Origin of the sequence: Roseateles sp. (genome assembly GCF_047654805.1) — a bacterium.
GTDB lineage: Bacteria > Pseudomonadota > Gammaproteobacteria > Burkholderiales > Burkholderiaceae_C > Pelomonas.
In genome coordinates, this window is sequence record NZ_JASGIV010000001.1 from 5,023,694 (window position 1) to 5,042,876 (window position 19,183).

Below are 19,183 nucleotides of genomic sequence, written 5' to 3' on the forward strand. Positions count from 1 at the left end.
GATTCACGCCATCTGCGCGATGGTCTTGCGAAAGCGCTGCAGCGACAGCGCGAACAGTGCCGAGCCTATGGCACCCAACGCCGCGAACTGCGGCCAGACCACGTCCAGTCCGGCGCCGCGGAACAGGATGGCCTGACCCAGTTGCACGAAGTGCGTGGTCGGCGCGGCCAGCATGATGTTCTGCACCAGTTCGGGCATGCTCTCGCGCGGCGTACTGCCGCCCGAGAGCATCTGCAGCGGCATGATGGTCAGCATCATCAGCATGCCGAACTGCGGCATGTTGCGTGCCAGCGTCGCCATGTAGATGCCCATGGACGTGGTCGCGAACAGGCACAGGGCGGCGCCGGTGAAGAACAGCGGCAGCGAACCGGCCACGGGCACATGCAGCAGCCCCTGCACCACGACGGTGATCGAGAACCACGCGGCCAGTAACACCACCAGGCCCATGGACCACACCTTGGCCAGCATGATCTCGGCCGGCGTGACGGGCATCACCAGCAGGTGCTCGACGGTGCCGTGCTCGCGCTCGCGGATCAGCGCCGCGCCGGCCAGCACGATGGACAGCATGGTGATGTGGTTGATGACCTGCACCAGGCTGCCGAACCAGCTCTTGTCCAGCGACGGGTTGAAGCGCGTGCGCAGGGCCAGCTCCACCGGCGGCGTGGCCGTGCCGCGGTAGCGCTGCGCGAACTCCGCAACCTCGCCCATGACGATCTGCTGCACGTAGCCGCTGCCGCTGAAGGCCTGGCTCATGCGCGTGGCGTCGACGTTGAGCTGGGCCTGCGGCGCGCGGCCGGCCAGCAGGTCGCGCTGGAAGTTGCGCGGGATCACCAGCACGAAGGTGTAGTCGCCGGCATCCATGCCCGCATCCATCTGCGGCCAGTCGATCATCCGCGGCGGCGCGAACTGCGGCGCGTAGAAGGCCGAGGCGATGCGTTGAGACAGCGGCGAGCGGTCCTCGTCGACGATGGCGATGACGGCCTGGTTCAGCGTCTCGGGCATGGCCTTGGCCGCGCTGTAGACGCCCAGCGTGAACACATAGGCGATCAACACCAGCATCATGGGATCGCGCCACAGGCTCCACAGCTCCTTGACGCCCAGGCGATAGACGTTGATCAGGGTCTGGCGCACGTCAGTGCTCCTGTTTGCGCAGCAGCAGGATCGCCGCGCCAGTGATGACCGGCACGGCAGCCAGCATGGGCCACAACGCCGAGCCGAGGTCGGCGAAACCCAGCGCCTTGTTGAACACGCCGCGGCTGATGGCGATCATGTGCGAGGCCGGGTACATCTCGCCGATCCAGCGTGCCGCGCCTTGCAGGGACGACACCGGATCGATCATGCCCGCGTACTGCGTGGCCGGGATCATGGTTCCTATCATCGCGAAGAACATCGCGGCGATCTGGCTGCGTGTGACGCTGGAGGCCAGCAACCCCATGCCAGTGGCGCAGAAGCTGAAGATCAGCGCGGCCAGCGCCAGCAGCGCGAAGCTGCCCGTGATGGGCACGCCGAAAACGGTCACGGCCATCAGCGCCATCAGCCCGAAGTTCAGCATGGCCAGCGCCACGTAGGGCAGCTGCTTGCCAAGCACGAACTCGCTGCGCGTGACCGGCGTGACATAGAGGTTGATGATGGCACCGGTCTCCTTCTCGCGTACCACGGCCAGCGCGGTCAGCATGGCTGGCAGCATCAGCAGCAGCATGGGCAGGATGGCCGGCACCATGGCCGGCAGGCTCTTCACGTCGGGGTTGTAGCGAAAGCGCGTCTGCAGCCCCGGCTGGCCCGACGCCACGGCGCCGGCCCGCTCGGCCAGCCAGTACTGGTGGATGCCCTGCACATAGCCCGACACGGTCTCGGCCCGCATGGGCATGGCGCCGTCTATCCACGCACCGATCTGCACGTCCCTGCCGCGCTGCAGGTCGCGGCCGAACCCGGCCGGGATCTCCACCGCCAGGGCGAGCTCGCCGCTGCGCAGGCGCCGCTCGAGCTCGGTGTCGCTGGCGATGGGCGGCTGCTCGATGAAGTAGCGCGAACCGGCCAGGCTCTGCGTGTAGCTCTGGCTCTGCGTGGACTGGTCGCGGTCCAGCACCGCGTAGCGCAGGTCCTGCACGTCCATGTTGATGCCGAAGCCGATGACGCACATCAGGATCAGCGAGCCGGCCAGCGCCAGCGTCGCGCGCACGGGGTCGCGCTGCAGCTCCAGCGATTCGCGCCACAGGTAGCTGTAAAGACGCTGCAGGCTGAAGCCGCGCGACGGCGGCGCGGGCGCTGGCGCGGCAGTGGGCGCATCGGGCGTCGCAGCCCCGGCCGTATCTGTCCCGCCGCCGGCCTCGACCAGGTAGCCGATGAAGGCCTCCTCCAACGTCGCCGCACCGCGCTTGGCCACCAGCCGCGCCGGCGCGTCGCTGTCCAGCACGCGGCCTGCGTGCATCATGGACATGCGGTCACAGCGCTCGGCCTCGTTCATGAAGTGGGTGGAGATGAAGATGGTCACCTTGTCGCGCCGCGACAGCGCGACCAGCAGCCGCCAGAAGGCGTCGCGCGCGACCGGGTCCACGCCCGAGGTCGGTTCATCCAGGATCAGCAGCTCGGGCTTGTGCACCATGGCCACCGCCAGCGACAGGCGCTGGCGCATGCCTAGCGGCAGGCTCTCGGGCAGGCTGGCCTGCACCTGCTGCAAGCCGAAACGCTGCTCCATCTCGGCCACGCGCGCCGGGATCTCGCCCACAGGCACCTGGAACAGCCGTGCATGCAGCTCCAGGTTCTGCCGTACCGTCAGCTCGCCGTACAGCGAGAAGGCCTGCGACATGTAACCCACGCGGCGGCGCGTGGCGATGTCGCGCGGGTCCACCTCGTTGCCGAACAGCCAAGCCCGCCCCTCGCTGGCCGGCAGCAGGCCCGTCAGCATCTTCATCGTCGTGCTCTTGCCGCAGCCGTTGGAGCCGAGGAAGCCGAAGATCTCGCCACGCCGGATTCGGAAGCTCACGCGGTCCACGGCGACGAAATCGCCGAAACGCATGGTCAGGTCCTGCGCCTCGATGGCGATGTCGTTCTCGTCCGCTTCCAGCGGCGGGATGACGACCGCTGCATGGTCGCGCTTCTTCGCCTCGGGCAGCAGTGCGACGAAGGCGGCCTCCAGCGACTGCGCGCCGGTGCGCTGCAGCAGCTCCGCCGGCGTGCCGGTGGCCAGCACGCGACCGTCGTCCATGGCCACCAGCCAGTCAAAGCCCTGGGCCTCGTCCATGTAGGCGGTGGCGACGAGCACGCTCATGCCGGCACGCTGACGGCGAATGCGGGCGATCAGGCTCCAGAACTGCGCGCGGGCCAGGGGATCCACGCCGGTGGTGGGTTCGTCCAGGATCAGCAGGTCGGGATCGTGGATGAGCGCGCAGCACAGGCCGAGCTTTTGCTTCATCCCGCCCGACAGCTTGCCGGCCGGCCGCGCCAGGAAGCTCTGCAACCCGGTAGCCCGCGTCAGCTCGTCGATGCGGCGGCGGCGTTCGGCGGCGTCGTGGCCGAACAGACGGGCGAAGAACTGCAGGTTCTCCTCGACGGACAGCGTGGGGTAGAGGTTCTTGCCCAGGCCCTGCGGCATGTAGGCGATGCGCGGGCAGGCGGCGTCGCGGTGGCGCTTGCTGGCCATGTCGCCGCCCAGCACCTCGACACGGCCCTGCTGCACCGCGCGGGCGCCGCTGACCAGCGACAGCAGGCTGGACTTGCCGACACCGTCCGGCCCGATCAGGCCCACCATGCGGCCGGCGGGGATGTCCAGCGTGATGCCAGCCAGTGCCTGCTGCCTGCCGTAGTGCTGCTTCAACGCCTGCAGCCGCACGACCGGCGCGTCTGCGCCCGTCATCGGCGGACCGGCAGAGCCAGGTGGGCCGGCCAGTCGCGCGCGGGGTCCAGGCGCACCCACGCGGAGCCGGGCAGGCCAGTCTTGACCTGCTCCATGTGCTCGCGAAGCAGCTCACGGTCGACCTTTGCGCGCACGCGGAACATCAGCTTCTGGCGTTCGCTGCTGGTCTCAACCGTCTTGGGCGTGAACTGCGCGTTGCTGGCGATGAAGGAAACCTTGGCCGGGATCACGTATTGCGGCGCCGCGTCCAGCACGATGCGCACCTCGGTGCCCATCGCGACGCGGCCGGCCACCTCGGTGGGCAGGAAGAAGGTCATGGAGACGTCGGAAAGGTCGATCAGGTTCAGCACGCGTCCGCCGGCGCCCAGAACCTCGCCGGGTTGAGCCACGCGAAACTGCACACGGCCGTCGCGCGGCGCCTTGAGCTGGGCATCGTCGAGCTCGGCCTGGATGCGCTGCAGCGTCGCGTCCACGGCCTCGACCTGGGACTGCGCGCTGGTCACCTGAGCCCGCGCCGCGGTGATGGCGGCATCGGCCGAGACGGCCTGGGCCTGGGCGGCTGCGACCACGGCCTCGGCGGCGCGCACGCGGGCCCGGTCGTCGTCCAGCGTCTGGGCCGAGGCTGCGCCGTCCTTTGCGAGCGTCTCGGAGCGTGCCAGCCGGCGACGCGCAGCATCCAGCTCGGCCTCGGCCTGACGCACCTTGGCCAGCAGGGCGGTCTTGTCGCTTTGGCGCATGGCGACCTGGGCCTGCGTGCTGGCCACGGCAGTCAGCGTCTGCTGGCGCTGGGCCAGGGCCTCGCGACGCTGCGCATCCAGCGTCTGTACCTGCATGGTGGCCAGCAGCTGGCCAGCCTTCACGAAAGCGCCTTCATCGACCAGGATGTCGCCCACGCGGCCGGCCTGCTTGGTGGCGATGTCAATCTCGGTGGCCTCGATGCGGCCATTGCTTGCGAGGAAACCTTCGTCCTGGGCCTTGGCCTGGCGCTGCTGCCAGAAAACCCAGCCACCACCGGCCAGCAGGGCCGCAACGATGGCAGGGAGCAGTTTGTTCTTGATGGAGGGCATGGGAGGCAGGCTCATCCGAGCACGTGGTAGCCGGCATCGACGTAGAGCGTCGAACCCGTGATGGCACGGGCGCCATCGCCCGCGAGGAAGGTACACAGCGCGCCGACCTCGTCGAGCTCGACCAGCCGGCGCAGCGGCGCGCGGCGCACCGCATCGGCCATCAGCGCATCGAAGTTGGGGATGCCGGAGGCCGCGCGCGTGGCCAGCGGCCCGGGTGAGACCGCGTTGACGCGTATGCCCCTGGGGCCTAGCTCGGCCGCCAGATAGCGCGTGCTGGCCTCCAGCGCGGCCTTGACCGGGCCCATCAGGCCGTAGTCGGGGATGACCTCCTCGGCGCCGACATAGCTCATGGTCATCAGGCTGCCGCCATGGCTCATCAGCGGCTCGGCCAGGCGCGCCATGCGCGCGAAAGAGTGGCATGAGATGTCCATCGCACGGGCGAAACCCTCGCGCGAGCTGTCGGCCACGCGGCCGTGCAGGTCGCTCTTGGGTGCGAAGGCGATGGAATGCAGCAGGAAGTCCAGCCGGCCCCAGCGCTGCGCTATGGCATCAAACACGGCCTCCAGCTGGCCGGGCTGCTCCACGTCCAGCGGCAGCGCGATGTCTGCCTGCAGTTGCTGCGCCAGCGGCTCGACGTGTGGGCGGGCCTTGTCGTTGAACCAGGTCAGCGCCAGCTCGGCGCCGGCTTCGCGGAAGGCACGCGCGCAGCCCCAGGCGATGCTCTTGTCGTTGGCGATCCCGACGACCAGACCCTTCTTGCCTTGCAGACTCGACTTGTCCATCACGCCTCCAGCACGAAGCGGCCCGGCGCTGCGTCCAGCGGCCTGTAGCGGGCGTGGCCCACGCGCGGCGGCTTCACCGGCGCGCCCGAACGCGCGGCCAGCCATTGCTGCCAGGCCGGCCACCAGGAACCGGCTTGCGTGGGCGCGGCGGCCAGCCATTCGTCAGGCGCCAGATAGGCCCCGCCGGCCGGGCGCGTCAGCAGCTGGTAGCGACGCCGCGAGTCGGGCGCGGGCGGGTTGACGATACCGGCGTTGTGGCCACCGCTGGTCAGCACGAATGTGATCTCGGCCGGGCTGAGGTAGTGCAGCTTGTGCACCGAACGCCAGGGCGCGACATGGTCGGTCGTGGTGCCGACCATTAAGGTTGGCAGTGTCAGGCTGCCCAGCGAAACAGGGTGACCGTTCACCGGGTAGCGGCCCTCGCTGAGGTCGTCGTTCAGGAACAGCCGGCGCAGGTACTGGCTGTGCATCCGGGCCGGCATGCGCGTGGCGTCGGCGTTCCAGGCCATCAGGTCGTTGCTGGCGCCGCGTTCGCCCAGCAGATACTCGTTGACCAGCCGGGACCACAGCAGGTCATAGGAGCGCAGCATCTGGAAGGCGCCAGCCATCTGGCTGGCCTTCAGATAGCCGGTCTGCGCCATCTGTGCCTCCAGCAGGCTGACCTGGCTCTCGTCGATGAACAGGCCCAGCTCGCCGGGCTCGCTGAAGTCGGTCTGCGCGGCGAAGAAGGTGGTGCTGGCCAGACGGGTGTCGCCGTCGCGCGCCATCGCGGCCGCGGCGATGGCCAGCAGCGTGCCGCCCAGGCAGTAGCCGGCGGCGTGCACCTGCCGCTTGGGCACGATGGCGTTGATGGCGTCCAGCGCGGCAAAGAAGCCGTCACTCAGGTAGTCGTCCATGCCCAGGTCGCGCTCGGCTTCGCCCGGGTTCTTCCAGGAGATGCAGAACACCGTGTGGCCCTGGTCCACCAGGTACTTGACCAGCGAGTTATGCGGCGACAGGTCCAGGATGTAGTACTTCATGATCCAGGCCGGCACCAGCAGCACCGGCTCGGGGTGCACGGTGCCGGTCGTCGGCGCGTACTGGATCAGCTCCATGACGCGATTGCGCAGCACCACCTGACCTGGCGTGACGGCCACCTCGTGACCCGGGCGGAAGGCCTCGCTACCCTGCGGCGGCGCGTGTGTGGCCAGGCGCTGCAGGTCGTCGGCCAGGTACTGCGCGCCTCGCACGAGGTTGCGGCCGGCCTCGTCCAGCGTCTGTCTCAGCACCACAGGATTGGTCGCCAGCTGGTTGCCGGGCGAGAACATGTCCAGCCACTGGCGTGCCCAGAAGTTCACCAGCTTCTGGTGGTGCGACTCGACGCCCACCACACCCTGGGTGGCGGCGTCCCACCACTGTTGCGTCAGCAGGAACGACTGGTGCCACAGGTTGAATGGTCCCTCGCGCCAGGCCGGCGCGGCGAAGCGCCGATCCAGCGCCGGCGGCTCGACCTCGGCGCGCTGCGCCCCGGCCAGCAGACGCTGCTGGAAGAAGGCCGCCAGCGCCTGCTGCTGGGCCAACTGCGCCAGCTCCATCTGCTTGCCAGGCGAGGTGGCCAGGTGAGCGCTCCAGTCCTGCCAGGCCAGCAGCAGGGAGGCCGGCGACAGCGAGCCGGTCATGCGGGCCAGCGCGGCATGCGTCAGCGTGTCCAGGGTGGCAGTGGCAGAAGGCGGTGGCGTGGCGGTCATGGATGCGTGGTCCTCGTCGGGCTTTTCAATCTAGGAGACCACGGGACGGGCCGGCTTGATCGAAGTCAACGGATGCCGATAAAACCGACTGGCCGGTTTTTAAGCGCCGCGAACGAATCACAATCCACGGCACGCCCCGGAGCCTGCTTCGCGTGCGTCAGCACCTTGCCAGTCCCATATGACAACAACAGCACGAGACAACCCCGGACAGCGGCCGGCAGCCCGCGCGCCGCGCCGCCGGCTGCCGGCCGCCATGCGCGTCGAGCAGATCCTGGACGCCGCACTGCAGGTGTTCTCGGACAAGGGCTATGCGTCAGCGCGCATCGATGACATCGGCGCCGCCGCGCAGCTGTCCAAGGGCGGCATCTACACGCATTTCCGCAGCAAGGAGGAGATCTTCGAGGCCTTGCTGACGCGCATGCTCGCGCCGGGGGAACATCAGCCCCGGCCACTGCCGGCCGGCGCCCCAGTGACGGTGGACGTCCTGGCCGAACAGGTCATCGCACCCATGTATGCCTTGTTCGCAGAGCGCTATCCGCTGCGCACGCTACGCCTGCTGCTGACCGATGGCGCCCACATGCCGCAGATGGTGGAGCGCTGGCGGGCGACCGTCGTCGCGCCGTACATTGACGAGGTGCAACGCCTGGTCCGGCGCGGCGTGGAGCAGGGCACGCTGAGGGACAGCATGCTGGCGAAGGCACCGCACCTGTTGATCTCGCCGGCTGTGCATGCGATGCTCGACATGATGGTGCAAGGCCCCTGGACCCCGCATCAACTGGCCAAGCGGCGGCGTGAGCACATCGCGCTACTGCGCGAGTTGCTGACCCAACGTTGAGCTCAGGCCGGCCCCGGGGGGCGGCGGGACGCATGCAGTATGCTTTCGGGAATAGCAAGCGCTCGGCGGGACGGCCGGACCAACTCCGCCTGGAAGGCGGGGACAGCATCCGGCCATGACCCCCTAGACAACATCATTCCCCCTGAACCTTTCGGACGAGCGTTATGGCCAGCGTCAACAAAGTCATCCTCATTGGCAACCTCGGCCGCGACCCCGAGGTCCGCTACAACCCCAACGGCGGCGCCTGGTGCACGATCAGCCTGGCCACGACCCGCAACTGGAAGAACCGCGAGACCGGCGAGCGCCAGGAGGAAACCGAATGGCACCGCGTCGTTTTCAACGACCGCCTGGCCGAGATCGCCGGTGAGTACCTGAAGAAGGGCCGCCCGGTCTACATCGAAGGCCGCCTGAAGACCCGCAAGTGGCAGGACAAGGAAGGCCGCGACACCTACACGACCGAAATCATTGCCGACCAGATGCAGCTGCTCGGCAGCCGTGACGGTGGCGATGAAGGCGGTGGCGGCGGTGGGTACAGCCGCGGTGGCGACGACATGGGTGGTGGCCGCCCGGCAGCCCGCCCAGCCGCAGCTGCGCCGCGCCCGGCGCCCCAGCGCGCACCGGCCCCGGCGCCCAAGGCGTCGACCGGCTTCGACGACATGGACGACGACATCCCGTTCTAAGAAAACAGCTACGTAGTCGTCGTCAACATCAGGCCCGCAGCCCAATAGCTGCGGGCCTTTTTCGTTGCTTGCATCGCTTTCCTTGTTTGGTAGTGGGGAGAGCGGGCTTCTTTGCTACCCACAGCAAAGCTTTTCGCCGTGCTTGGCGGACAAGTTGCGACGCGGCCAGCGGCACCCACTGCTATCGCGGCGAAATGCTGACTTGAGGCTCATCCCCTGCTCAGGATTGATCTAGCCTGCACTGCGCCCACGCTCGTCAAGCAACTCAGCCACGCGAACGCTGAACACGGCTGCAAGCAGTTCCAGCGTATCCAAGGTGACGTTCAGCTTCTCCCGCTCGAGCTGGCTGATGTACGTGCGATGCAGTCCGGCCATCGCTCCAAGCTTTTCCTGGGACACCCCCAGCGACAGCCTCAAGGTCCGTACGTTCGCCGCAAGGATCGCCCTCACGGATTCCGGTTTTTTCATGAACCGGAGCGTCTACGGCTTCACTCTAAAAATCTACAGCACACAAATCTACTGCTTAAACATATACTGTCTATAAATCTCATTTGACCGCGATTTGCTTGGGTTGCGCGTGTTGAACAACGGCACCCATCGCGTGGTCGGGTACCCACTTGTGATCCAAGCGGAGGACAGCGCTATGAAGATTCTTGACGCGAAGGTGCGGCGCGACAGATGGCTGAGCCTCCCCCGTTGCCGGCGATACGCTGTTGTCGTGTTCAGCACCTTGTCGAAGCTGCCACTCAGAACCCAGACCGCGCACGGAACGATTTGCTGGGCGCTTGGTTCGCTGATCAAGGGCGAGTGCGAACTGTTGGGTGCGTGGAGGCTGAATGCAGAGGCCGGACTGCCGACCACGGTGTTCGGTGATCTTCATCTCCGGGGGGTCGAGTTCATTCGCTGCGGCTTGGGAAACCTTGCCGACGCCGAGCCGGCATTCCTGGCGACCTTCCGGAATGCCGCGCTGTACCCGTCGCTCGAGCAGGGGTTTGCCGCCGCCATCGATGCGGTGAAGCCCAGGCACCGTGCGGCCATGTCAAGCATGCTCCGCAATGCCGCCGGGCATACCGACGCAGTGCAGGGGACTGCTTCCTTGCACCAGGGCTCCGGCGCTGATCTGCGCCAAAGGTACCCGGAAGTCCTGGAGGAATGGGACAAAGTCGTCGCACGGCATGAGCCGTTGCTGGCCCTGCCCGAGCCGTATCCGCGCCTGGCGCAAGCTGCCGATCGGGCAGCCCTGGGCATCCAGGAGCGTCTGCTGAGGGCAATCCAGCGACGTGGTTCGTTTGCGGATTCGGCGGAGGCCTTCGACTTCGTCGTCGGCAAACTCATGCGCGCCGAACAGCACCTTCAGCCGGAGGCCGGTGACGTGGCGCTTGCAGCATTCAAAACACAGTCCGGCCGCCTCGTCGCGGTGCCTGGCGGTGCCGTGGCTGCACGTGCGTTGGCCTGAAGTGCATGGCCGTGGACATCGACTGGCGAAGGATGTTCCAGAGCACGAAGGCCATGCTGCTGCGGCGCGGCCAGTCAGCGCAGGACGCGGACGACCTGATGCAGGACGCCTACCTCCGTCTCCGACGCTTTTCCAAAGAGCACCACGTCGAGAACCCAGAGGCCCTTTTCATGACCACGGCCTTCAATCTCTCCATAGATGCCCATCGGGCAAGGAGGAGCAGAGGCGACGAGGTTCAGCCGGAAGACGTGGAACTCGTCGATCCCCAGCCGGACATCGAAGCCGGGGTGCTGGGGCGGGAATGCTTGCGGCGCATGGATGTGTGCCTGGGGCGGCTCAGCGACCGGACCCGGCAGATGGTCCTCGAATACCACCTGGAAGGTCTGACCTATGACGAGATCGCGGCGAGGCATGGCCTGAACACCAGCACCGTTCACCACCAGGTGTCGAAGGCCATCTTCAGGATGGCGGGTTGGATGCACGGCTGGTATCCATGAGTCATCCGCCTGGGGGCGATGACGGCCCAGCCCATAGAACGAGGGCAGCGCCCGAGAGGAAGACAGTGCCGCCGAGGCCACCCTCTCTTTCTGATCACGGAGAAGCGGGCGGAGCTGCCTGGGTGACCGGCTTGGGCTCCTTGTCGGGTGCTGGCAGCGGTGGCAGCGGTACTTCCTTGCGGCAGGCCGCCAGCGAGGACAACACCATCAGCGCCGCCGCCACCCGCCACAGTGTTCGGGAGTCCATGCCGCCCAGCCCGTTCGCGGACCGACCCGAAGCCGGCCTCAGTCGCGCAATTCGCCCAGACGCAGCTGGGTCTGCACGCGTGCCAGCAACACCAGCGGACGCAACGGCAGGCTGAGGCAGTCCGACGCGCCCAGGGCCAGGGCCAGTTCCTCGTCGCCGCCGGCGACGAAGAGGACGGGAATGGCGCGCGTGGCCGCCTCGTCGCGCAACCTGCTCAGCAGGCTGAGGCCGGGCTGGTCGGCCACCGTCTCGCCCAGCAGGATGAGCTGCGGCGCGGGCGCACTGCCGGCCAGGCGCAGCAGCGCAGCGGGCGAGGCCGCCGTGCGCACGCGGCAGCCAGCCTCGCGCAGCAACTCGGCGGCGCCCTCCGAGGCTTCGCCCGCCAGCAGGACGAGGGGTGCGGCAGCGCTGTCGGAGAGGTGAACCATGGGCATGGCGCTCATCTTGTGCGCCCCGGGTCACCCGTGCGAGAGGGTGATGAGGGGTTTCCCGCATCCCCGACAGCACCACACAAGAATCCCCTACACCGCCGTTACATGTCTTGTCGGACAGTGCCGCCATGCCCCGACGACAAGAAAGACAACCATGCGCGACAACGGACCGGTGACCCAGCAGGAATACGAGATCAGCGCCGACACGCCGCTGGTGTCGACCACCGACCTGCAAAGCCGCATCACCTACTGCAATCCGGCCTTCATCGCCGCCAGCGGCTTCGATCGAGACGAACTGCTTGGCCAGCCGCACAACCTGATCCGTCACCCGGACATGCCGGCTGAGGCCTTCCGCGACATGTGGGCCACGCTGAAGGCCGGCGAGCCGTGGACGGCGCTGGTCAAGAACCGCCGCAAGAACGGCGACTTCTACTGGGTGCGGGCCAATGTCACGCCGGTACGCGATGCCCGTGGCATCTGCGGCTTCATGTCGGTGCGCACCAAGCCCGGCCGCGAGGAGATCCGCGGCGCGGAGGCCTTGTATGCCCAGATGCGTCAGGAGTACCGCGCCGCTGGCGGCGGCAAGGCCCCCAGGCTGCCGACGCGTCTGCACAAGGGCGCGCTGCAGCGCGCCGGCTGGGCCGGCGTCAGGGGCCGGCTGGCCAGCCGCGCCGCGCTGTGGCAGGAAGGCGGCGCCATGCTCGCCGCGGGCACGGCGGCGGGTGCCGTGGCCATGGCGGCCGTTAGTGCGCTCGGCCTGCGCCCGGACGTCGCCGCGCTCGGCGGCGCCGTATTCACCATGCTGCCGCTGCTGGCCTGGCTGCGCACGCGCAACGACCGCGCCCTCGCCGAAGCCACGCTGGCGGCCGAGCGCCTGGCCTCGGGCGACCTGACGCAGGACCTGCAGGCCCGCAGAAGCGGCGCCGAGGGTCGGCTGCTGCGCGCGCTTGCCCAGCTCAAGGTCAACCTGCAGGCCGTCATCGGCGACGTGCGGCGCGAAGTGGACGGCGTCAACCTCGCCTGCTCCGAGATCGCCGCGGGCGGCGAGGATCTGGGCCGGCGCACGGAACAGCAGGCCGGCAACCTGCAGCAGGCCGCCACAGCCCTGGAAGAGGTGGCCGCCACCGTCAAGCACACGGCCGACGGCGCTTCGCAGGCCAGCGAGCTGGCCCGCGACACGGCCGCCGCCGCGCGCCACACCGGCAGCACCAGCGTGGCCGCCAGCCAGCGCATGGACGCCGTGCGCGAAGCGACGACGCGCATCAACGAGATCGTCGCCGTCATCGACGGCATCTCCTTCCAGACCAACATCCTGGCGCTGAACGCGGCCGTCGAGGCAGCCCGGGCGGGCGAGACGGGCCGCGGCTTCGCGGTGGTGGCGTCCGAGGTGCGTGTGCTGGCGGGCCGCACCCGCGAAGCCGCGCAGGAGATCAAGAAACTGGCCGAAGACTCGCGCAGCCGCGTCGAGGAGGGCGCGCGCATCGTGGCCGACACCGGCCGCTCGGCCAAGGAGGCCGAGACCGCGGTGGACCGCATGAACGAGCTTATCGGCCGCATCAGTGTCGCCGTGCAGCAGCAAAGCGGCGGCATCAGCGAGCTCAACGGCAATGTGTCCAGCATCGACGGCTTCACGCAGCAGAACTCGGCCCTGGTCGAGCAGCTGTCGGCGTCAGCGATGTCGCTGGCCCACCGCGCCGAGCTCGTGACGCAGTCGGTGCGGGTGTTCAGGCTGAACAGTGGCGCCGCCGTGACGGCATGACCCCCGCCGCCCGGCTGGCCTGGCGCTTCGCGCTGCTGCCCGCGCTGGCGGTGGCGACGCTGACGGTGGTCATGCTGGCCTGCGGCCACCGCCTGCTCGGCGAGGAGCTGACGCGCCGCGCGCTGGCCAGCCACCAGCAGCGCGCCGATCTGCTGGCGCTGCAGTTGCAGATGTCGCTGCGCGACGCCGTCGTGCAGGTGCGGCAGCTGGCGCGCTCACCGCTGATGCAGCCAGGCGCACCATCGGCGCGCATGCAGGCGGAGCTGGACCATGTCGTCGAGCGTTCGCCGCGCTTCGTCTGGGCCGGCCTCGCCGGCCCTGGTGGCCAGGCACTTGCCGCCAGCCACGGCCGGCTGGAAGGGCGCTCCGCGGCCCCCGCGCCGCCGGCCAGGCCATCCGGCGGCGTCCATGAATACATCGCCATCGGCGAGCCGGTGCGCAACGAGACCGGCGACGTCGTCGGCGTCGTCGCCGCCCACCTCGGTCTGCACTGGGTGCGCGAGCAGCTGGAGCTGAACCTCGGGTCGCCCGAACAGGCGCGCGACGCCGGCCTGCAAGGCCTGGTGCTGAGCGGATCGCGCGGTGTCGTCCCCGGCATGGTGGTGCCCGAAGGAATGCCGGACGACAACGGCCCGCCGCGCGTCTGGCAAGCCGGCGACGGACAGCGCTGGCTGCTGGCGCGCTCCGCGCTGCAGGGCCTGTCGCGCGACACGGCGCTGCCACCCTGGGAGGCCGTCGTGCTGCAAAGCGAAGAGGCCGCGCTGGCGCCGCTGCACGCATTGAGCCTGTCCATGCTGGTGCTTGGCAGCGGCGCCGCCCTGCTGCTGGCCGGTGTGGGCGCCTGGGCCTCACGTCGCCTGCTGATGCCCTGGGACCCCGTTTTCGGCGCCGTGCTGGATCGTCATGATGGCGACCAGGCCAGCCTTGCCGCGCGCGTGCAGGCCTTGGTCGCGCAACGGGTCCAACCCACGCCGGCCGAACGTCTGCTGGGCTGGCTGGCGCAGGACGCCGGCGACCTGCGCCGCGCCATCGATCACCTGCCCGTCGCCATCGCGCTGGCCGACCGCCACTACCGCTGCGAGTACGTCAACCGGGCCTACACGCGGCTGCTGGGCTGGACGACCGAGAGCACGCGCGGCGGCCTGGTCGGCGAGGCCCTGGTCGGCGAGGCCCTGGTCGGCCCGGCCGGGCGCGAGGGGCTGGCGCAGCTGCACCGGCAGCTCGGTGACCGGCCCGGCGAGTTCGTGCAGCGGCTGCAGGCGCAGACGCCCGGCGGCGAGACCGTGGCAGTGCAATGCCACCTCGTGCCCATGTTCGACGTCCAGGGCCGTCGGGTGGGTGCCCTGTCCGTCGTGTACGACATCCGCCCCGAACACAGCGCACGAGCGCATGCTCACGCCATGGCCGACCGGCTGCGCGCGCTGGCCGACGCGGCCCTGGATACCTTGCTCGCGACGCTGGACGCGGACGGCCGCGTATTGGAGTGGAGCCGCGGCGCCGAGGCCCTTACCGGCCACCCACCGGAGCTGGCCCTGGGCCAGACGCTGGACGCGCTGCTGCCCGGTGTCGAGCCCGCCGCCGGACTTCGCTGTGCCCGCGTCAAAGGCAGCTGCGAGCTGGCGCTGCAGGCCCGCACGGGCGGTCGCCAGCGCCGTTTCGAGGGCTCGGTCTACCGCCTCGGTACGGCGCAGGACACGACGCAGTTCGGCCTCATCCTGCGTGACGTCAGCGAGCGCGCCGCCCAGGCGCAGGTCATCGAGACGGCACGCGACGAGCTCACTCAACTCAACCGCCGCCTCCTGGAGCAGGAGAAGCAGACCAGCCGCAAGCTCGCCCAGGCCCTGCACGACGAACTGGGCCAGACGCTGGCCGCGCTGCGCTTGCACTGGGAGGCTTGGCGCGGTGCCGGTACCGAGCAGCGCGTCCGCATGGATGAGCGCATCACCACCCTCGTCGCGCTGGCCAATCGCCAGGTCCGCGGCGTGCTGGCCGAGCTGCGCCCGCCGCTGCTGGATGAGCTGGGCCTCGTCGCCGCCATCGACAACGAGATCCGGCAACACCACGGCACCGACGACGAGGCCCGCGTCGAGCTGCAGGCCAGCCAGCCGGCACAACTGCAGCGCTGGCCGGCCGACGTCGAGTACGCCGTCTTCATGATCGCCCGCGAGGCGCTGCTGAACGCGCTGCGCCATGCCGGCGCGCGGACCATCGTCGTGCGCCTGGATGGCGACGGGCGCCACCTGGCGCTGGGTGTCAGCGACGACGGTCGCGGCCTCGCGCCCGAGGCGCGTGCCGGCCGACCTGGCCACCTCGGCCTGGTCGGCATGCGCGAGCGGGCCCTGGCCATAGACGCGCACCTGCACATCGACGCCTCGCCGGGCCATGGCACCATCGTGGAACTGACCTGGGAGGACCTCCACGACGATGAGTCGCATCTACCTGATCGATGACCACGCCATCATGCGCGACGGCCTGCGCGTCGTGCTTGAGGCCGCAGGCCATGAGGTGATCGGCGAAGCCGCTGGACCCACACCGGCGCTGGCCGACCTCGGCCGGCTGCAGCCCGACGTCGTGCTGCTGGATCTGCGGCTGGGCCAGCGCTCGGGTCTGGAGCTGCTGGCCGAACTGCACAAGCGCGGCATGCAGCTGCGCGTCATCGTGCTGACCATGTCCGACCAGCCCCGCCACGTCGCGGAGGCGCTACGCCTGGGTGCCCGCGGCTATCTGCTCAAGGGCTCGGCCAGCTCCGAGGTGCTGCAGGCCGTGGAGACCGTGGCCGTGGGTGGGCGCTTCCTCAGTCCGCAGGCAGCCGAGTTCGCCGCTTCGGCGCTGACCGAAAGCGGCGGCGCGGATGAGGAGGCACTCTCGCCGCGCGAGCGCCAGATCCTGCTGATGGTGGCCCAGGGCGCCACGAGCAACGCCATCGGCGAGGCCCTGCACCTCAGCCCCAAGTCCGTGGACACCTACCGCAGCCGGCTGATGAAGAAGCTGGGGTTGAACGACATCACGGGCCTCGTGAAATGGGCCCTGCGTGAAGGGCTGATCAGCCTCGACGACCGCTGACCGGGGCCGCGCGTCAATTCGCGGCCGGCCCGCTCCTACAGCGCCTGGGCGCCCGGCCCGACGGTGCCGGCGGGCCGGCGCGCGCATATTGGACCCATGGTGCCCAGCACCTGGCGAGGCGGCCCGCAGCCGTCCCGTGCCCCGTGTCCAAACTTCAGGAGTTCCACCATGGCCAGCATCAGCCCCACCATTTCCTCGTCCAAGGTCGAAGGCACCAAGGTCTACAGCCCAAGCGGCGACAAGCTCGGTTCCATCGACGACCTCGTCATCGACAAGCAGTCCGGTCAGGTCCGCTACGCGGCACTGGAGTTCGGCGGCTTCCTCGGCATGGGTACCGACCGCTACCCCCTGCCCTGGGACCAGCTTCACTACGACACCTCCAAGGACGGCTACGTCGTCAACGTCGACAAGACCCAGCTGGAGCGCGCGCCACGCTACCCGATGGACGAGGCGCCCACCTACAACGACGAGTACGGCCGAAAGGTCTATGACTACTACGGCTCGACGTGGTGGATGTAAGCCCAGCCTGCCGCCCCGCGGCATGCTTAAACTTGACCAGGAGGGCGCCATGCCCAAACCGCATCGCACACCACCGATCCCTCCCGAGCCCGCCCCCTCGGCGCCGGCCGTCGACGTTGAGCGGCCGCCCGCCAAGCAGCGGCCGGCGCGCGACGTGAAGAGCGGCGTCTTCGACGACTCCGTGGCCGGCGAAGAGGACCCCGGCGCTGGCGTGGACACGCTGACGCCGCGGCGCGGCCGCTGACCCGGCCGGGGGCGGCGGCCGGTCAGACCCAGGTCTGGGCCACCGCGTCCCGCACGGCCGCCACGGCGGGCACAGCCATGCCCGCCGGACTGCTGATCCAGCAGAACCATGTCGACGCAGCCCAGCCCGGCCATATCCGTGCCTGGCCGGCCTCCTCCAGCAGCAGGGCCTGGTCGCGGCGAACCATGCCGGCGCCCATGCCCGCGGCCACCATGCTGCGCACAGCCACCTCGGTGTCGGCCGTCAGCCCCACCTCCAGCGTCATGCCGGCCTGGGCGAACAGGCGCTCCTGGTGGACGCGCAGCCCGCAGTCCGGGGGCGTCGTCACCCAGGGCAACGCCGCGAGGCCCGCCAGGTCGGGTGGCAGGCCATGGTTCAGCAGCAGGCGCTGCGGCACGACGGGCACGATCTCGCAGGCCTGCAGCCGCCGCAGCTCCAGGCCCTCGATCTCCGCATGCTCGTGCAGCACGCAGGCGCAATCCAGCTCGCCACGGCGCACGGCGGCGATGGCGCGCAGCGACACCAGCTGCTGCAGTTGCAGCTGCACCAGAGGATGATGCTCGGCCAGGTGCACGAAGACCTCGCCCAGCCGCAGCGCCACCGCGTCGCTGACCGTGCCCATTCGCACCTGGCCACGCGCCTCGCCGCGGATCTGCGCGGCTGCAGCCTGCATGGCTTGGGCGGCGGCCAGCGTGCGACGTGCCTCCGCCAGCAGCCGCTCGCCCGCCGGTGTGAGCGACATGCCGCGCGCGCTGCGCTCGAACAGTCGCACGCCGAACTCATCCTCCAGCGCCTTGAGCTGGGCACTGACTGCCGGCGGGCTCGTGAACACGCGCTCGGCGGCCCGCGTCAGGTTGCCCTCGGCCGCCACGGCGACGAAGGTCTTGAGCTGGTAGATCTCCATGCCCGGCATTCTGCGCAGCAAGCGCGACGCGGGGGGTGCGGATTTTCCGAACGAGGCGGTCCACCGAAACGAATGGATGGTTTCGCGCGGGAGCACCAAAGTGGCGACATCCGAATCCGTCCGGGGATCCTCCATGACCACCCACACGCGGCCGGGCGCCATCGCGGCGCTTCTGTTCGCAACCGTTGCCTGGGGCAGCCTGTTCCTTATCGGCAAGCCCATCACAGCCCAGCTGGACCCGACGTGGTTCACCCTGGTGCGCTACACGCTGGCCACGGCGCTGCTGGCCCTGCTCGTGCAGCTGGCGGGCGATCAGCCCTGGGCCAAGCTGCGACGCCACGCATTGCGCCACAGCCTCGCCGGGCTGGGCGGCTACGGCCTGTTCAGCATCCTCGTCTTCCACGGGCTGAAGCTGTCCCAGCCGTCGCACGGCTCGGTGATCATGGCCACCATGCCCTTCACGACGCTGGCCCTGCGCTGGGCGCTGGACGGCCAGCGCCCACCCCTGCGCGCAGTGGCCGGCGCCGCGCTTGCGCTGGCCGGCGTGGCCACCGTGGCCAACCTGCTGGGCCACGCTGGCGTGGTCAACAGCCGCATGCTGCTGGGCGACGCCCTCACGCTGGCGGGTACGCTGGGCTGGGTGCTCTACACCCGCAATGCCGCCACGCTACCCGACCACAGCCCGCTGGAGTACACCGCACTGACCGCCGTCGCCGCGCTGCCCTGGCTGGCGCTGGGCACCGCGGGGGCTACGCTGGCGGGCCTGATTGACGCGCCCCAGCCCGGGCTGCTAGCGGAGCTGGCGCCGCAACTGGCCTACATCGCTGCGATACCCACCGTGGCTGCAGCGCTGGCCTTCAACGCCGGCGTGCGCAGGCTGGGTGCGCCCATGGGCACGCTGTTCCTGAACATGGTGCCCGTGTCGGTCATCGCCCTGCACGCAGCATTGGGCGAGGCGCCGCACGCCAACGAGATCGCGGGTGCCGCCCTCGTCGGCCTGGGCCTGGCCTTGACGGTGTGGGCGCCTGGCACCGCAGCCGCCCGGCGTCCGGGCAGCACACGCCTCGGCGCCGCGCCCTGCCCGCGCTGAGCCACACAGAGCCGGGCGGCCGGGTTGCT

At 69.5% G+C, this 19,183-nt stretch carries 19 protein-coding genes; 10 read left to right on the forward strand and 9 right to left on the reverse strand.

The window, feature by feature from the left end:
* Positions 1-3: 3 nt before the first annotated feature.
* Genes QM732_RS22650 through QM732_RS22670 form a run of 5 tightly spaced genes read right to left on the reverse strand, consistent with a single transcriptional unit; the run spans position 4 to position 7,429 of the window.
* On the reverse strand, positions 4-1,131 hold the full coding sequence (locus tag QM732_RS22650) for an ABC transporter permease (RefSeq protein WP_415658345.1): 1,128 nt from the start codon (positions 1,129-1,131) through the stop codon (positions 4-6).
* Between the two features lies 1 nt (position 1,132).
* Positions 1,133-3,853 carry a ribosome-associated ATPase/putative transporter RbbA gene (gene rbbA / locus QM732_RS22655; RefSeq protein ID WP_415658346.1) on the reverse strand — a complete coding sequence of 907 codons (2,721 nt, stop codon included), beginning with the start codon at positions 3,851-3,853 and terminating at the stop codon, positions 1,133-1,135.
* A complete protein-coding gene (locus QM732_RS22660) occupies positions 3,850-4,920 on the reverse strand; it encodes an HlyD family secretion protein (protein ID WP_415658347.1) in 1,071 nt (356 codons plus the stop codon). The genes rbbA and QM732_RS22660 overlap by 4 nt, the downstream gene beginning before the upstream one ends.
* 11 nt (positions 4,921-4,931) lie before the next feature.
* A complete protein-coding gene (fabI, locus tag QM732_RS22665; RefSeq protein WP_415658348.1) occupies positions 4,932-5,702 on the reverse strand; it encodes an enoyl-ACP reductase FabI in 771 nt (256 codons plus the stop codon).
* The gene (locus QM732_RS22670) at positions 5,702-7,429 is read right to left on the reverse strand and encodes a PHA/PHB synthase family protein (protein ID WP_415658349.1); all 1,728 of its coding nucleotides are present in this window, start codon (positions 7,427-7,429) and stop codon (positions 5,702-5,704) included. Before QM732_RS22670 ends, fabI begins: the two co-directional genes overlap by 1 nt.
* Before the next feature lie 178 nt (positions 7,430-7,607).
* Between QM732_RS22670 and QM732_RS22675 the strand changes: the two genes are divergently transcribed.
* Both QM732_RS22675 and ssb read left to right on the forward strand, forming a co-directional pair.
* Positions 7,608-8,264, forward strand: coding sequence for a TetR/AcrR family transcriptional regulator (locus QM732_RS22675; RefSeq protein WP_415658350.1), 657 nt, complete (start codon positions 7,608-7,610; stop codon positions 8,262-8,264).
* Positions 8,265-8,428: 164 nt separating this feature from the next.
* Entirely contained in the window at positions 8,429-8,944 is a 516-nt protein-coding gene (gene ssb, locus QM732_RS22680) for a single-stranded DNA-binding protein (RefSeq protein ID WP_415658351.1), read from the forward strand.
* A gap of 231 nt (positions 8,945-9,175) precedes the next feature.
* Here ssb and QM732_RS22685 read toward each other — a convergent pair whose 3' ends face one another.
* Positions 9,176-9,412: a helix-turn-helix domain-containing protein gene (locus tag QM732_RS22685; protein ID WP_415658352.1), complete on the reverse strand. Its 237-nt coding sequence runs from the start codon at positions 9,410-9,412 to the stop codon at positions 9,176-9,178.
* Between the two features lie 175 nt (positions 9,413-9,587).
* On the opposite strand from QM732_RS22685, the gene QM732_RS22690 reads away from it, so the two are divergent.
* Together QM732_RS22690 and QM732_RS22695 are read left to right on the forward strand one after the other, a co-directional pair.
* The gene (locus tag QM732_RS22690) at positions 9,588-10,400 is read left to right on the forward strand and encodes a hypothetical protein (RefSeq protein ID WP_415658353.1); all 813 of its coding nucleotides are present in this window, start codon (positions 9,588-9,590) and stop codon (positions 10,398-10,400) included.
* A 5-nt stretch (positions 10,401-10,405) separates the two neighbouring features.
* A complete protein-coding gene (locus tag QM732_RS22695; protein WP_415658354.1) occupies positions 10,406-10,897 on the forward strand; it encodes an RNA polymerase sigma factor in 492 nt (163 codons plus the stop codon).
* Positions 10,898-10,991: 94 nt separating this feature from the next.
* On the opposite strand, the gene QM732_RS22700 is transcribed toward QM732_RS22695, so the two are convergent.
* Together QM732_RS22700 and QM732_RS22705 are read right to left on the reverse strand one after the other, a co-directional pair.
* Positions 10,992-11,144, reverse strand: a complete 153-nt coding sequence (locus QM732_RS22700; protein ID WP_415658355.1) for a hypothetical protein — start codon at positions 11,142-11,144, stop codon at positions 10,992-10,994.
* 38 nt (positions 11,145-11,182) lie between these two features.
* Positions 11,183-11,578: a response regulator gene (locus tag QM732_RS22705; protein ID WP_415658356.1), complete on the reverse strand. Its 396-nt coding sequence runs from the start codon at positions 11,576-11,578 to the stop codon at positions 11,183-11,185.
* A gap of 151 nt (positions 11,579-11,729) precedes the next feature.
* Here QM732_RS22705 and QM732_RS22710 point away from each other — a divergent pair, with 151 nt between their 5' ends.
* From QM732_RS22710 to QM732_RS22730, 5 genes are all read left to right on the forward strand, one after another.
* Positions 11,730-13,334, forward strand: coding sequence for a methyl-accepting chemotaxis protein (locus tag QM732_RS22710; RefSeq protein ID WP_415658357.1), 1,605 nt, complete (start codon positions 11,730-11,732; stop codon positions 13,332-13,334).
* The gene (locus tag QM732_RS22715) at positions 13,331-15,784 is read left to right on the forward strand and encodes a PAS domain-containing protein (RefSeq protein ID WP_415658358.1); all 2,454 of its coding nucleotides are present in this window, start codon (positions 13,331-13,333) and stop codon (positions 15,782-15,784) included. The genes QM732_RS22710 and QM732_RS22715 overlap by 4 nt, the downstream gene beginning before the upstream one ends.
* A complete protein-coding gene (locus tag QM732_RS22720) occupies positions 15,759-16,397 on the forward strand; it encodes a response regulator (RefSeq protein WP_415658359.1) in 639 nt (212 codons plus the stop codon). Before QM732_RS22715 ends, QM732_RS22720 begins: the two co-directional genes overlap by 26 nt.
* A 168-nt stretch (positions 16,398-16,565) precedes the next feature.
* Positions 16,566-16,916 (forward strand): PRC-barrel domain-containing protein, encoded by a 351-nt coding sequence (locus QM732_RS22725; protein ID WP_415658360.1) that lies wholly within the window; start codon positions 16,566-16,568, stop codon positions 16,914-16,916.
* Positions 16,917-16,965: 49 nt separating this feature from the next.
* Entirely contained in the window at positions 16,966-17,160 is a 195-nt protein-coding gene (locus QM732_RS22730) for a hypothetical protein (RefSeq protein ID WP_415658361.1), read from the forward strand.
* A 22-nt stretch (positions 17,161-17,182) separates the two neighbouring features.
* On the opposite strand, the gene QM732_RS22735 is transcribed toward QM732_RS22730, so the two are convergent.
* Positions 17,183-18,064: a LysR family transcriptional regulator gene (locus QM732_RS22735; RefSeq protein WP_415658362.1), complete on the reverse strand. Its 882-nt coding sequence runs from the start codon at positions 18,062-18,064 to the stop codon at positions 17,183-17,185.
* Positions 18,065-18,197: 133 nt separating this feature from the next.
* On the opposite strand from QM732_RS22735, the gene QM732_RS22740 reads away from it, so the two are divergent.
* A complete protein-coding gene (locus tag QM732_RS22740) occupies positions 18,198-19,154 on the forward strand; it encodes a DMT family transporter (RefSeq protein ID WP_415658363.1) in 957 nt (318 codons plus the stop codon).
* Positions 19,155-19,183: the final 29 nt, after the last annotated feature.